Annotated in this window: 12 protein-coding genes; 11 read left to right on the top strand and 1 reads right to left on the bottom strand. The window is 71.4% G+C overall.

Annotated elements, in window-relative coordinates; genetic code table 11:
- The first annotated feature begins 38 nt into the window (after nucleotides 1–38).
- From FVA80_RS02670 to FVA80_RS02645, 7 genes are all read left to right on the top strand, one after another.
- Nucleotides 39–1,109, top strand: coding sequence for a PhoH family protein (locus FVA80_RS02670; protein ID WP_187193698.1), 1,071 nt, complete (start codon nucleotides 39–41; stop codon nucleotides 1,107–1,109).
- Nucleotides 1,106–1,591 carry an rRNA maturation RNase YbeY gene (gene ybeY / locus FVA80_RS02665; RefSeq protein ID WP_147905689.1) on the top strand — a complete coding sequence of 162 codons (486 nt, stop codon included), beginning with the start codon at nucleotides 1,106–1,108 and terminating at the stop codon, nucleotides 1,589–1,591. Before FVA80_RS02670 ends, ybeY begins: the two co-directional genes overlap by 4 nt.
- Before the next feature lie 36 nt (nucleotides 1,592–1,627).
- Nucleotides 1,628–2,773 carry a hemolysin family protein gene (locus tag FVA80_RS02660; protein ID WP_147905688.1) on the top strand — a complete coding sequence of 382 codons (1,146 nt, stop codon included), beginning with the start codon at nucleotides 1,628–1,630 and terminating at the stop codon, nucleotides 2,771–2,773.
- 78 nt (nucleotides 2,774–2,851) lie between these two features.
- A complete protein-coding gene (lnt, locus tag FVA80_RS02655; RefSeq protein ID WP_147905687.1) occupies nucleotides 2,852–4,468 on the top strand; it encodes an apolipoprotein N-acyltransferase in 1,617 nt (538 codons plus the stop codon).
- The gene (locus tag FVA80_RS30915) at nucleotides 4,465–4,941 is read left to right on the top strand and encodes a hypothetical protein (protein WP_246692239.1); all 477 of its coding nucleotides are present in this window, start codon (nucleotides 4,465–4,467) and stop codon (nucleotides 4,939–4,941) included. Before lnt ends, FVA80_RS30915 begins: the two co-directional genes overlap by 4 nt.
- Before the next feature lie 57 nt (nucleotides 4,942–4,998).
- A complete protein-coding gene (locus FVA80_RS30910; RefSeq protein WP_246692238.1) occupies nucleotides 4,999–5,712 on the top strand; it encodes an MFS transporter in 714 nt (237 codons plus the stop codon).
- A gap of 112 nt (nucleotides 5,713–5,824) precedes the next feature.
- Nucleotides 5,825–6,385 (top strand): hypothetical protein, encoded by a 561-nt coding sequence (locus tag FVA80_RS02645; RefSeq protein ID WP_147905685.1) that lies wholly within the window; start codon nucleotides 5,825–5,827, stop codon nucleotides 6,383–6,385.
- Between the two features lie 101 nt (nucleotides 6,386–6,486).
- Here the strand turns inward: FVA80_RS02645 and FVA80_RS02640 are convergent, their stop codons facing one another.
- Entirely contained in the window at nucleotides 6,487–8,076 is a 1,590-nt protein-coding gene (locus FVA80_RS02640) for a catalase (protein ID WP_147905684.1), read from the bottom strand.
- A 137-nt stretch (nucleotides 8,077–8,213) separates the two neighbouring features.
- On the opposite strand from FVA80_RS02640, the gene FVA80_RS02635 reads away from it, so the two are divergent.
- From FVA80_RS02635 to FVA80_RS02620, 4 genes are all read left to right on the top strand, one after another.
- The gene (locus FVA80_RS02635; protein WP_147905683.1) at nucleotides 8,214–9,143 is read left to right on the top strand and encodes a LysR substrate-binding domain-containing protein; all 930 of its coding nucleotides are present in this window, start codon (nucleotides 8,214–8,216) and stop codon (nucleotides 9,141–9,143) included.
- 331 nt (nucleotides 9,144–9,474) lie between these two features.
- On the top strand, nucleotides 9,475–10,965 hold the full coding sequence (locus FVA80_RS02630; protein WP_147905682.1) for an argininosuccinate lyase: 1,491 nt from the start codon (nucleotides 9,475–9,477) through the stop codon (nucleotides 10,963–10,965).
- Nucleotides 10,966–11,306: 341 nt separating this feature from the next.
- Nucleotides 11,307–12,365, top strand: a complete 1,059-nt coding sequence (locus tag FVA80_RS02625) for an AbrB family transcriptional regulator (RefSeq protein WP_147905816.1) — start codon at nucleotides 11,307–11,309, stop codon at nucleotides 12,363–12,365.
- Nucleotides 12,362–12,709 carry a diacylglycerol kinase gene (locus FVA80_RS02620; protein ID WP_147854338.1) on the top strand — a complete coding sequence of 116 codons (348 nt, stop codon included), beginning with the start codon at nucleotides 12,362–12,364 and terminating at the stop codon, nucleotides 12,707–12,709. The genes FVA80_RS02625 and FVA80_RS02620 overlap by 4 nt, the downstream gene beginning before the upstream one ends.
- Nucleotides 12,710–12,802: the final 93 nt, after the last annotated feature.

Below are 12,802 nucleotides of genomic sequence, written 5' to 3'. Positions count from 1 at the left end.
GGTTGAGCGCGTCGGACGGGTCTGGCGTGCGCGGCCCCCTGCGGGGTCGCGGGCCGGCGGCGCGGCCGGCCGAATCGGAGGAAGCGGTGGAGGTGCCGCTGACCTTCGACGACAACCGCCTCGCGAGCCTCGTCTTCGGTCAGTACGATCAGAACGTCGCCCATATCGAGCGCCGGCTCGACGTCACCGCCACGGCGCTCGGCAACCACCTCGTCATCAAGGGGTCGCCCGACGCCGCCGAGAAGGCCCGGCGGGTATTCCTCAAGCTCTACGCCCGGGTGCGGACCGGCGGCAGCACCCTGACGCTGGGCGATGTCGACGGTGCGATCCGCGAAGCCACCGCGCAGGCGAGCCTGTTCCCCGCCGAGGCGATCGCCGCCGAGGCCGACACGCCGCATTTCGAGCAGATCGCCACCCGCCGCCGCGGCGCGGTACGGGCGCGCAACCAGGCGCAGGACCAGTACATCAAGCTGCTGCGGACCAACGAGCTGGTCTTCGCGGAAGGTCCGGCCGGAACTGGCAAGACCTGGCTCGCCGTCGGCCACGCCGTGTCGCTGCTCGAGCAGGGCCACGCCGAGCGGCTGATCCTGTCGCGCCCGGCGGTCGAGGCCGGCGAGCGCCTGGGCTTCCTGCCCGGCGACATGCGCGACAAGGTCGATCCGTACCTGCGCCCGATCTACGACGCCCTCTACGACTTCATGGAGGCGCGCCACGTGGACCGCGGCCTCCAGACCGGCATCATCGAGATCGCACCGCTGGCCTTCATGCGCGGGCGGACGCTCACCAACGCCGTGGTGCTCCTCGACGAGGCGCAGAACACCACCTCCATGCAGATGAAGATGTTCCTGACCCGCCTCGGCGAGGGCTCGCGCATGATCATCACCGGCGACCCCAGCCAGGTCGACCTGCCGCCGGGCCAGAAGTCCGGGCTCGTGGAGGCGGTGAACGTGCTCGACGGCGTGGAGGGCATCGGCCGGGTGACCTTCAAGGACGTGGACGTGGTCCGCCACGACCTCGTGCGCCGGATCGTCACCGCCTACGAGCGCGCCACCCACGGCGACGGCGATGCCGACCGCAATCCCAACCCCCGGCGCCGGCCCCTGGCGTGAGCACGCCGCACGACATCGACGTCGCGATCGAGGACGATCGCTGGGAAGCCGCGATCCCGGAGCTCGAATCGCTCGTCACCCGCGCCGTCGAGGCGGGGCTGGCGGCTGCGCCCGCGCCGCCGGACGGACCCGTGGAAGTCAGCGTCATGCTGACCGACGACGTCACCGTCCAGGAGCTCAACCGCACCTGGCGTGGCAAGGACAAGCCCACCAACGTGCTGTCCTTCCCGGCGGCCCCGCAGCCCCGGCATGCGGGCGCCGCGCTGCCGCTCGGCGACGTGGTCCTTGCCTACGAGACCCTTGTGCGCGAGAGTGCCGAGCAGTCGAAGCCGCTCCAGAATCACCTCGCGCACCTCCTCGTCCATGGCACCCTGCATTGTCTCGGTCAGGACCACGAGAACGGCGAGGCCGAGGCCGAGGCCATGGAGGCGCTCGAAGTCGCGGCCCTCGCGACGTTGGGCATCCCAGATCCCTATGCCTGAGCGGCCGATTCCCCACCGCCCCCAGATCCGAGAGACATGAGCAACGATCGAAGTCGCGGCGCGGCCCTGGCCGCGCCCAGTTCCACCGAGGGCGAATCCCAGACCCGGGAGCCTTGGTACGACCGCCTGCTTCAGGCGCTCCATCTCAAGCCGCGCGATTCGCTGCGTGAGGGCCTTGAGGAGGCGCTCGCCGAGCCCGATGCCGGCGAGAGCGGTCTCACCCCCCTCGAGCGGGTGATGCTCAAGAACGTGCTCGGCCTGCACAAGGTGCGGGTCGACGACGTGATGGTCCCCCGGGCCGACATCGTCGCGGTCTCGAACGACACCAACATCGGCGATCTGCTCAAGCTGTTCCGCAACGCCGGCCATTCCCGCCTGCCAGTCTACGGCGAGACGCTGGACGACCCCCGCGGCATGGTTCACATCCGCGACCTCGTCGATCACATCGCCGCCAAGGCCGAGCCGACCCGGCGCAGCGTCGCCGCGGCTGCGGCCCGGCCTCCCCTGGCCGCCGAGGGCGAGGTCGTGGCCGATCCGACTGTGGTGGTCGCGCGACCGGCCCGACGGCCGCCGGTTCGGCTGCCCCGGGCGCTGGATCTCGGCAAGGTCGATCTCAGCACGACGCTGGCTGCTGCCCGCATCCAGCGGCCCGTTCTGTTCGTGCCGCCCTCCATGCCGGCCATCGACCTGCTGGTGCGGATGCAGGCGACACGCACCCACATGGCGCTCGTCATCGACGAGTATGGCGGCACCGACGGGCTGATCTCCATCGAGGATCTGATCGAGGTCGTGGTCGGCGATATCGAGGACGAGCACGACGTCGCCGAGGCCAAGCAGGTCCAGCGGGTCGACGGCGAGGACGACGTGTTCGTGGCCGATGCCCGCACGCCCCTGGCCGAGGTCTCGGAGGCCACCGGGGTCGACCTCGTCGCAGCGGTCGGAGACATGGCCGAGGAGATCGACACCCTGGGCGGCATGATCGTCACGCTGGCCGGCCGGGTCCCGTCCCGTGGCGAGCTGATCGTCGGTCCGGGCGACCTCGAATTCGAGGTGCTCGACGCCGACCCCCGGCGCCTGAAGCGACTGCGCTTCCACAAGGGTCCGGCGCGGATCAGCACCGTGGTGCCGCTCGCCCTGCCGCCACCGACCCCGACGCCGGCTCCCGAGACGCCGCATCCATGAGGATCTTCGCGTGACGGGTGCTGCGTGGCGGTCCTGACCGCGCGGCATGCCCGGGACTCGGCCGCCCCGAGGGGGCCCATGGGCCGTCCGTCCCCGGGCTTCCTGCTGGCGATCACCCGGCTGACCGGTTGGCGGCGGCTCGGACTGGCCTGGCTCGCCGGTGCGCTCGGCGCCCTGGCGATGCCGCCCTATGGGTTTCTGCCAGCCCTGGCCGTGTCCCTCTCGGTGGCGGTCTGGCTCATCGACGGTGCGGGCGCGGAGCGGACCGCGCTGCGGCGCGTCTGGCCCTGCTTCCTGATCGGCTGGGCCTGGGGCTTCGGCTACCTCACCGCCGGACTGTGGTGGCTCGGCCAGGCCTTCCTGGTGGAAGCCGACGAGTTCCTGTGGGCGATGCCGCTCGGCGTCATCGGCCTACCCTTCGCTCTGGGCCTGTTCTACGGCGCCGGGTTCGGCACCGCCGGCCTGCTCTGGGCTCGCGGCCCGGCCCGGATCGCCGCCCTGGCGTTCGGGGTCGGCGCGGCCGAGTGGCTGCGCGGCCACCTGTTCACGGGTTTCCCCTGGAACACCCTCGGGATGGCGCTCGCCCAGAACGTCTGGACGCTGCAATGGGGCGCCGCGATCGGCCTCTATGGCCTGACCATCCTGGCGGTCCTGATCTGCGCCGCGCCCGCGACCCTGGCCACGGGCTCGCACCCGCGCAGCCGGTTCGGCCCGAGCGCGGCCGCCGCGATCGTCCTCGTCGGGATGGCGCTCTACGGGGCCGTGCAACTCGGCCCGCCCGACCCGGTGGTGACGGGCGTCCGCCTGCGCCTCGTCCAGCCGAACCTGCCGCAGGACGCCAAGTTCAGGCCCGAGAACCGTGCCGACATCGTCGACCGCTACATCGAGCTGAGCCAGCGCCCGACCGAGGGGGGCGAGCCCGAGCCGACCCATATCGTCTGGCCGGAATCGGCCTTCCCGTTCCTGATCCAGCGCGATCCCGACGCCCTGGCCAAGGTCGCGGCCGGCCTCAAGCCCGGGCAGCACCTGATCACCGGGGCGGCCCGCGCGGAGGAACCGCTACCCGGCGAGCGCCTGCGCTACTACAACGCCGTGATGGTGATCGGGGCGGACGGCAAGATGTCCGACAGCTACGACAAGGTCCATCTCGTCCCGTTCGGCGAGTACCTGCCGGCGCCCCTCGATGCGGCGCTCCGGGCGTTGGGACTGCGCCAGTTCGTGGCGATTCCCGGGGGCTTCTCCGCCGGCACCCTCGCGGCCCAGCGGATCCTGACGGTGCCGGGCCTGCCCCCGGTGGCGGCGACGATCTGCTACGAGGCGATCTTCCCGCACGCGATCCTGCCGGCGACGGCCGCCTCGGTACCGCGTCCGCCCGGGCTGATCCTGAACGTCACGAACGATGCTTGGTTCGGCGATACGCCCGGGCCCCGCCAGCATCTGGCCCAGGCTCGGCTGCGTGCCGTGGAGGAAGGACTGCCGCTGGTGCGCGATGCCAACACCGGAATCTCCGCGGTGATCGACCCGCACGGCCGCATCGTCGCGCAGACGACCCTCGACACGGAAACCTGGCTCGATGCCGATCTGCCCGCCCGCATCGTGGGCGGCACCCTGTATGGTCGGTTCGGAGACGCCGCCTTCGCGTTGATGCTCGCCGCCTGCCTGAGTGGCGCCCTCACCGCCCGGCTGCGGGCATGAGCCCCGAGCGCACGGCTCCGGGCCGGATCCTCCTCGGCCTCGCGCTGATGCTGGTGGCGTTCAACCTGCGCCCGGCGCTCAGCACGATCGGGCCGCTGCTGGCGACGATCCGGGAGAGCACCGGGCTCAGCGCCGGCGGCGCGGCAATCCTCACCACCCTGCCGGTCCTGTGCCTCGGCATCGCCTGCGCGCTGGCGGCGCCGCTGATCCGCCGGATCGGGCCCGACCTCGCCGTGCTGGTCGGCGCCACGATCCTGGCCGCGGGCCTGACGCTTCGGGGCCTCGGCGGCCTCGTGCCGTTGTTCGCCGGGACGGCGCTCGCCGCCATCGGGATCGGCCTCGACAACGTGCTGCTGCCGGCCCTGGTCAAGCGCGACTTCTCCGGCAGCGGCGGGCTGATGACCGGCCTCTACACCATGACCCTGTGCCTCGGCGCTGCGGCCAGGCGCGGGCGCGGCGGTCCCCGTGGTTAGCACGCCCTAGGCGGCGGCTGGCCCTCGGCGCTCGCGGTCTGGGCGCTGCCGGCCCTGGTGGCGGCCTTCCTGTGGATTCCCTTCGCCCGCCGCACGGCCTCGACCCGGGCGCCCTCTGCCGGGCGGCTTCTGCGCGACCCGCTGGCCTGGTGGGTCACGGGCTTCATGGGCCTGCAATCCTCCCTGGCCTACACGCTGTTCGGCTGGCTGCCGCTGCTGCTCCAGGCGCGCGGCCTCTCAGCCCTGGATGCCGGCCTCTACGCATCGCTGATGACCTTGGTTCAGGCGCCCGGTGCGCTGATCACCGCCATGCTGGCAGCCCGCGCGCGGGACCAGCGCGCCTGGATCGTCGCGATCCCGGGGCTCACCGCGGCGGCGTTCCTGGTGCTGGCCTTCGGACCCGAGACCCTGCGGATCCCGGCGGCCTGCGTCCTCGGCTTCGGCATCGGCGGCTGCTTCGGCCTGGGGCTGACCCTGATCGTCCTGCGCTCCGCCGATGCCGCCAGCGCGGCCGGCCTCTCCGCCATGGCGCAGGGCATCGGCTATACCGGCGCCTGCCTCGGGCCCCTCGCCTTCGGGCTCGCCCACGAGGCGACCGGCGGTTGGGGTCTCGCCGGAGGGCTGTTCGTCACGATCGCGGTCGCCGCGATCCTGGTCGGCCAAGCCGCCGGCCGCGATCGCAAGGTCAGCGCCGCCGCGCCGGAGGCCGCACGCACGCCACTCCAGCCGGTGACCGTGCTCAACAGCTCGGATCCCGCGCGCAGCGCCTGAGCGCATCCGCCGGAACCTCCTTGACGGACGGGTCCGTCGCCGCTCGATTACGCAGAGTATTGCGACTCGGGCGCCCGTCCTTTCGGCCGGCGTCACGCGCTGGGTGGACGGCATGTCAGGTATCGAACGCTCCGGGATTCGGCTGGCTGCTGCCGCCATGACGGTGCTCGCCGTATTGGCGACAGCTGCGGAGGCGCGCGGGTTCAGTGGCGGCTACCGGGGTGGCGCGATCGGGCCGCGGACCGGAGCCTGGGGGCAACCACTCGGACCGGTGCGGCCGGGCCCCGGATTCGGCGGGCGCGGCCCCGGCTCGGCTTTCCGGCATCCCGGATTTCGCCGGCACTGGCGCGGCGGCTACGGGGGCGCTTACGGTTACGGACTCGGCGGCCTGGGGCTGGGCCTGGGCCTCGGCTTCGGGCTCGGCGGCCTGTGGGGCGGCTACGGCGACCCGCTCTTCGACGGCGGCTATGTCGACACGCCTCCGATCTATGCGCCCCCGGCCTACGCGGCTCCGGTCGACGTGGCGCCCGCCGATGTCCCGCCCGTCGTCGAGGCGGGCGACCCGGCCGACCTCTCCGCGGCCGTCGCGGCCTTTGCCCGCCGCTTCACGACCTACGATCCGATCACGCAGACCTATATCGGCAAGGGCTACGTCCGGCGCGCCTGCCCTTGAGCGCGGATCGCGCTTTGGGTCGAGGCCAAGAGAAAGGCCCCGCGGGTTCTCGCCCGCGGGGCCTTCATTCGCTCAGGGTCGGCTCGATGCGACCTGCAAAACTACTCGGCGGCGACCCGGTGGGCCTGCGAGCCGTCCGTGTAGGTCTCGGACTGCAGGCGCTTGCCCGGGGCGGCGCGGCCGGGCAGCGGCGGCAGGGCCTTGGCCTTCTCCAGATCGATGCCCGCACCCTCGGCGACGCGGCGGCCGTAATCTTCGTCGGCGTGCCAGAAGTGCCAGACCATCCGCAACTGGATGGCTTCCGGGCACTGCTTCATGTCGCCCACGAGATTGGCGATCAGGTCCTCACGCTCCCAGTCCTGGAACGAGCGGTACCGGACTCCGGCCTGGGTGTAGTCGTCCTCGGTGCGCGAGGTCTGATAGCGGCCGAGCTTGCCGTCCACCGGCTGGTGATAGTCCTTGGCCGGCTTCGGGGCCTCGCGCAGGCCCTCGGCGAGCGTCGAGGGCTCGTAGTTGATGTGCTTGTTCGGTCCGGTCCCATCGACCCCATAGGTCATCTGGCCGTCCCGCTGGTTCGAGTAGACCTTCACGCCCGGCTGCGGCGCGTTGATCGGCAGCTGGAGGTAGTTGGCGCCGACGCGGTAGCGCTGCGTGTCCGAGTAGGACAGCGTCCGGCCCTGCAGCATCTTGTCGTCCGAGAAGTCGATGCCGTCGACCAGGACGCCGGTGCCGAACGCCGACTGCTCGACCTCGGCGAAGAAGTTGTCCGGCACCCGATCCAGCACCATGCGGCCCACCGGCAGCAGCGGGAACTGGTCCACCGGCCACAGCTTCGTGTCGTCCAGCGGATCGAACGACAGGTGGTCGTTCGGGCCGTCCGGCATGATCTGCACGCAGAACTCCCACTCCGGGAAGTTGCCAGCCTTGATGTTGTCGTAGAGGTCGCGGGTCGCGTGGCCGACGTCCTTGCCCTGGATCTCCGCGGCCTGCGCGGAGGTCAGGTTGCGCACGCCCTGCTTCGGCTCCCAATGGAACTTGCAGAGCACGGCCTCACCCTGGTCGTTGACCAGCTTGTAGGTGTTGACGCCGGAGCCCTCCATCTCGCGATAGTTAGCCGGGATGCCCCAGGGCGACTTGAGGTGCGTCACCATGTGGATCGCTTCGGGGTGCTGGGCCACGAAGTCGAAGAAGCGCCACGCTTCCTGGCGGTTGGTCACCGGGTCCGGCTTGAAGGCGTGGATCATGTCGGGGAACTTGATCGCGTCCCGGATGAAGAACACCTTCAGGTTGTTGCCGACCAGGTCCCAATTGCCGTCGACGGTCTTGAACTTCACCGCGAAACCGCGCGGGTCGCGCTCGGTCTCCGGGCTCTCCTTGGCGCCGGCCACCGTCGAGAAGCGCACGAACATCGGCGTCTTCACGCCGGTCTCGTTCAGCACGCGGGCGCGGGTGTACTTGGAGGCCGGCTCGTTGCCGATCTTGCCGTAGGCCTCGAAGTAGCCGTGGGCGCCGGCGCCGCGGGCATGGACCACGCGCTCCGGGATCCGCTCACGGTCGAAATGCGTGATCTTCTCGATGAACTGGTAGTTCTCGAGCGTCGCCGGGCCGCGCTCGCCGACCGTCCGGGTGCTCTGGTTGTCGCGGACCGGATGGCCCTGGCGTGTAGTCAGGATCGGGCGTTGATCGCTCATGCGTCTCATCTCTCCGTGATGCCTGTCATCGGCATATGGGGCCGCCGCAGCAGACTGGAACCGTTCCGACGAGGTTATGGACCTCCGATGTGGCGTTGGCTAATGCATCGTCCCAAACGCCGTGATAGACGCCGCCTATGAACCTGTCGGGCCTGTCGCTGCGCGATCTGGAATATGTGGTGGCCATCGCCGACGAGGGCCATTTCGGCCGGGCGGCCGAGCGCTGCAACGTCAGCCAGCCGACCTTGAGCGTCCAGGTCCGCAAGCTCGAGGCCTCCCTGGGCGTGACCCTGTTCGAGCGCTCGAACCGCCGTGTCCTCCTCACGGAGGCCGGACAGGGGATTGTCCGGCAATCGCGCGTCGTCCTGGCCGAGGCCCAGAGGCTCCTGGCGCTGGCGACCGAGGGGCGCGGCTCGCCGCTCACCGGGCGGCTGGTGCTGGCGGCGATCCAGACGCTGGGACCCTACTTCTTCCCGCTCGTGCTGCGGCCGCTGCGCCAGCAATACCCGCTGCTGACACTGTCGCTGTCGGAATCCCGCACCGCCGAGATCGTCGAGGGCCTGCGCGACGGGCGCATCGACGCCGCCCTAGTCTCCCTGCCTCTGCCTCCGGTCGGGCTGGCGGTGGCGCCGCTCTTCGTCGAGCCGTTCTGGCTGGCCTGCCCGGCCGAGCATGCGCTGGCCCGCGGCGGCGCCCTGTCGGCCACGGAGATCGCCGGGCCGGACCTGCTGCTGCTCGACGAGGGCAACTGCCTGCGCGACCAGGCGATCGCGGCCTGCGGCGCCGGTTCCTCCATGGGGCGCCACGCCACCAGCCTGGAGACCCTCCGCTCGATGGTGGCGGCGGGGACCGGTTACACCCTGCTGCCGGCGCTCGCCGTGCCCGCCGGCCCCGACCCGACCGGCTTGACCGTCACGCGCGCCTTCGACGTCGACGGGCCCGGCCGCACCATCGCGTTGGCCTGGCGGGCGAGCGATCCCCGCGCCCCCGGGCTGGCAAACCTGGCGGCGTTCTTTCGGGCGCACGCACCGGCCGGCACGGCTGCGTGCCGGGATGGGGCGGCATAGGTTTTCGGAATGCGGGCTTTCAGGCACGGCCTTCCCTTCACCCGCCCGTCATCATGGGGCGCCGCAGGCGAGCAGGGGATCCAGACCCGCCGCCAACGCATGCTCTTGGCGCGAATTGCATTTCTGGATTCCGGGCTCCGCGACGCGGCCCCGGAATGACCGAATGTTTCACGAGGCAGCGGGTTGGTTCGCTCAACCGTGCTGCCGGCACGCCGAGGAGCTTTCAATCCGGGCCGCCGTGAACACGATTCGCAATGTGATGTGTGAAGACCCGCCGGATCGGACAGAATGCCCCGGCCGGCGCGAGACGGCGACCCCCTGGAGCATGTGCATGCGGCGCAGACTGATCGCGACCCTCTTCGCCCTCCTCGCCCCCGCGGCGGCCCGCGCCGAGCCGCACGACAGCTTCGCCCGCATCGACGCCATAGACCGCGCCTCCCTAGTGATGACCGTAGAGGCCGGCATCGTGCCACACGATCTCGGCGCGCGGATCGCCCGCGCGCTCGATCAGGTCGCGGCGGATGCCGCCAGGCCGGGGGCCGAGCGGCCCGACGACTACCTGCGGATCGAGCCGCTGATCACCGCCATCGCCGGACCGGACGCCACCCGGATGCATTCCGGCCGCAGCCGTCAGGACATCATTCCGACCGTGCTGAAGCTCGACCAACGCGACCGGCTGCTCGACCTCGCCGAGGCCCTGGACAAGACCCGCGCCGCCCTCCTGGATGTCGCCGGGCGGGAAGCCGATACGATCGTCCCGGCCTACACCAACGGCGTGCAGGCCCAGCCGACGACGCTGGGTCATTACCTGCTCGGCTATGCGGGAGCGCTGGCCCGCGACGGGGATCGCCTGCGCGAGACCTGGGCGCGCGTGAACCTCTCGCCATTGGGGGCCGCGGCGCTCGGCACGTCGAGTTTCCCGGTCGATCGCGTCCGCCTCGCCGGGCTGCTGGGCTTCGATGCGGCGGTGGAGAACAGCTACGATGCCGGACAGCTGGCGCCCATGGATCTCGGCCTGGAGCTGACCGGCCTGTCGGCCAACCTCGCCACCACGGCCGGCAGCTTCGCGCAGGACCTCTACGCCCAGTACCACCAAACCCGGCCGTGGATCCTGCTGCGTGAGGGCGCGCTGACGGGGCCGAGCAGCATCATGCCGCAGAAGCGGAATCCCGTCGCGCTCTACAGCCTGCGCATGAAGGCAAGCGACGTGGTCGGCGCCGCGCAGGCCTTCGTCATCATGGCCCACAACGTCGATTCCGGCATGCCGGACTACAAGCGCAACCAGGCCGAGCCCCCAGGTCGGACCGTCTCCGAGGCGGCCGAGACCTGCCGGCGCTGGACCCGGGTCCTCGATGGGCTGGTGATCGACCGGGAACGGGCCGCCGACGAGGTCGCGGCCGATTATTCCACCACCACGGAGCTTGCCGACACGCTCCAGCGCGAGGCCGACGTGCCGTTCCGGCTCGGGCACCATTTCGCCTCCGAACTGGTGAGCTACGGCCGCAGCCACGACCTGCGCCCAGCCGACCTGCCGTTCACCGAGGTGAAGCGGATCTACGCGGAGGCCGCGGCCGGCTCGGGCCTCAAGCCCGACCTGCCCCTCGACGAGGCCCGGTTCCGGGCCGCCCTGTCGGCCCGCGGCATGATCGACGCCGCGAAGGGGATCGGCGGACCGCAAGCCCCGGAGGTTCGACGCATGCTGGCGGCCGCCCGGACGCGGCTCGATGCCGACCGGACCTGGCTGGCGGATCGGCGCACCGCGCTCAAGGAGGCGCGCACCCGGCTCGACGCGGCCTTCGAGGATCTCAGCCGGGGGCCGTAGGATCGGTCCCGACAAATCGCCGGTCCGGGCCGCCCATCCCGAGGGGCCCGCCGCGCGATCCCCGACGATTCCGGGGGCCTCCGCTTCGCTCCGGTGCCTCAGGCCTCCGCTTCGCTCCGGTGCCTCAGGATGTGGGCGGGGGCGGGAGAGGCCCCGGGGCGAGCCTGCGCGCGCGAGATGCCTCGGCTTCAGAAAAACGCGCCATCACGATCCCTGTGAAGACCGTAGCTCGCCAGCCCCGACATCGGCATTGCAAAAATCTTTGCCGTGACAGAGCCCATATTGCAGTGTAGCGGGCCTCCGCCCGGCAATCCGTACGGGTGAACCCGCCCCCGGTCGCCTTGCCCTCCTCCCGCAGCCTCGGCCTCTGGGCCGCCCTTGCCGTCGCGTCGGCGGCCGTCTCGCTCGGCCTGCTGCACGCGGGGTTCCCCGCCGCGCTCCTGCTCGGGCCGATGATCGCGGCGATCGCCTTCGGGGTCGGTGGCTCCCGCCTGCACGTGCCGCGCTTCGCCTTCAACGCCGCGCAGGCGATGATCGGCTGTCTGGTGGCCCATGCCGTGACCGGGCAGATCGCCCAGACCTTGTTCGAGGACGGGCCGCTGATCGTCGCCGTGGTGCTGGTGACGGTGGCGGCGAGCGGCCTCGTCGGCTGGATCCTCACGCGGTTGCGGGTGCTGCCCGGGACCACGGCGGCCTGGGGTTCCTCCCCCGGCGGCGCCTCCGCCATGGTGGCGATGGCCGAGGATTTCGGCGCCGATCCGCGGCTCGTGGCCTTCATGCAGTATGTACGGGTCGCCGCCGTGGTGTTCTCGGCCTCGCTGGCCGCTCGGTTCCTGATGGAGGCGCCGGTCCCGGGCGCCGCCGCCGGGGCGGCCGAGGTGACCGGAGCGCTCTCGCTGCTGGCGACGCTGGCGGTCGCGGTGGTCGGGGCCGGCGTCGCCCTGTCCCTCCGGGTCCCGGCCGGCGCGCAGATCGGCCCGATGGTGCTCGGCAGCCTGCTCCATGCCAGCGGCCTGGTGCGGATGTCCCTGCCGGCACCGATCCTCGAACTCGCCTACGCCTGCATCGGCATCTATGTCGGCCTGCGCTTCACCCGCGAAACCCTGCGGCTGACCTTTTCCGCCCTGCCCGGCATCCTGGCCGCGACCTTCTCGGTGATCACCCTGTGCGGCGCCTGGGGCTGGGGCCTGACCTTCCTGTTGCCGATCGACCTGCTCACCGCCGTGTTGGCCACCAGTCCGGGCGGGCTCGATTCCGTGGCGATCATCGCGGTCGGCTCGAAGGCGGACGTGTCCTTCGTGCTGGCCGTGCAGACGCTGCGCCTGTTCGTGGTGCTGCTGACCGGGCCGCTTCTGGCCAAGTGGATCAGCCGGTCGGTGCCGGAGGGCGCCGCCCGATGAACGCCCTCGTCCTCGCCTTCCTCAATTCCTGGCGCGGCCTGCGCCACGGCGCCCGCACCGAGCGGGCGGTGCGGCAGGAGCTGGTGCTGCTGGCGCTCGGCGTGCCGGTGGCCCTGCTGCTGGGCGCGACCCTCTGGGTCCGGGTCGCCCTGATGGTGAGCCTGCTGCTGATGCTGGCCGCCGAGTTCCTCAACACCGCCGTGGAGAAGCTCTGCGACCACGTCCACCCCGGCCACCACCCGATGATCGGCACCGTGAAGGATCTGGCCTCGGCCGGGACCTTCATGGCCCAGATGGCGGCGCTGCTGGTGTGGGTGGCGGCGCTCGTGGAGCGGGTGGGGTGACCTGACCGGGATGTCCCGCGCGCAGCTGCTGCGTGCGAACTGGTAAGACCGTCAGATCTTTGACCGGCTGGGTGTTGGTGGTGGCTGGTTCCG

The sequence above is a fragment of the Methylobacterium sp. WL1 genome (assembly GCF_008000895.1).
GTDB lineage: Bacteria > Pseudomonadota > Alphaproteobacteria > Rhizobiales > Beijerinckiaceae > Methylobacterium.
The sequence above is the reverse complement of the archived record's forward strand: the minus strand, read 5'-3'. Positions and strand labels throughout refer to the sequence as shown.

Excerpts from the sequence above, each read along its gene's own strand:
- FVA80_RS02660 (WP_147905688.1), top strand. The coding sequence starts at position 1,628 with ATGAGCAACGATCGAAGTCGCGGCGCGGCCCTGGCCGCGCCCAGTTCC.
- lnt (WP_147905687.1), top strand. The coding sequence starts at position 2,852 with ATGGGCCGTCCGTCCCCGGGCTTCCTGCTGGCGATCACCCGGCTGACC.
- FVA80_RS30915 (WP_246692239.1), top strand. The coding sequence starts at position 4,465 with ATGAGCCCCGAGCGCACGGCTCCGGGCCGGATCCTCCTCGGCCTCGCG.
- FVA80_RS02645 (WP_147905685.1), top strand. The coding sequence starts at position 5,825 with ATGTCAGGTATCGAACGCTCCGGGATTCGGCTGGCTGCTGCCGCCATG.
- FVA80_RS02640 (WP_147905684.1), bottom strand. The coding sequence starts at position 8,076 with ATGAGCGATCAACGCCCGATCCTGACTACACGCCAGGGCCATCCGGTC.
- FVA80_RS02635 (WP_147905683.1), top strand. The coding sequence starts at position 8,214 with ATGAACCTGTCGGGCCTGTCGCTGCGCGATCTGGAATATGTGGTGGCC.
- FVA80_RS02630 (WP_147905682.1), top strand. The coding sequence starts at position 9,475 with ATGCGGCGCAGACTGATCGCGACCCTCTTCGCCCTCCTCGCCCCCGCG.
- FVA80_RS02620 (WP_147854338.1), top strand. The coding sequence starts at position 12,362 with ATGAACGCCCTCGTCCTCGCCTTCCTCAATTCCTGGCGCGGCCTGCGC.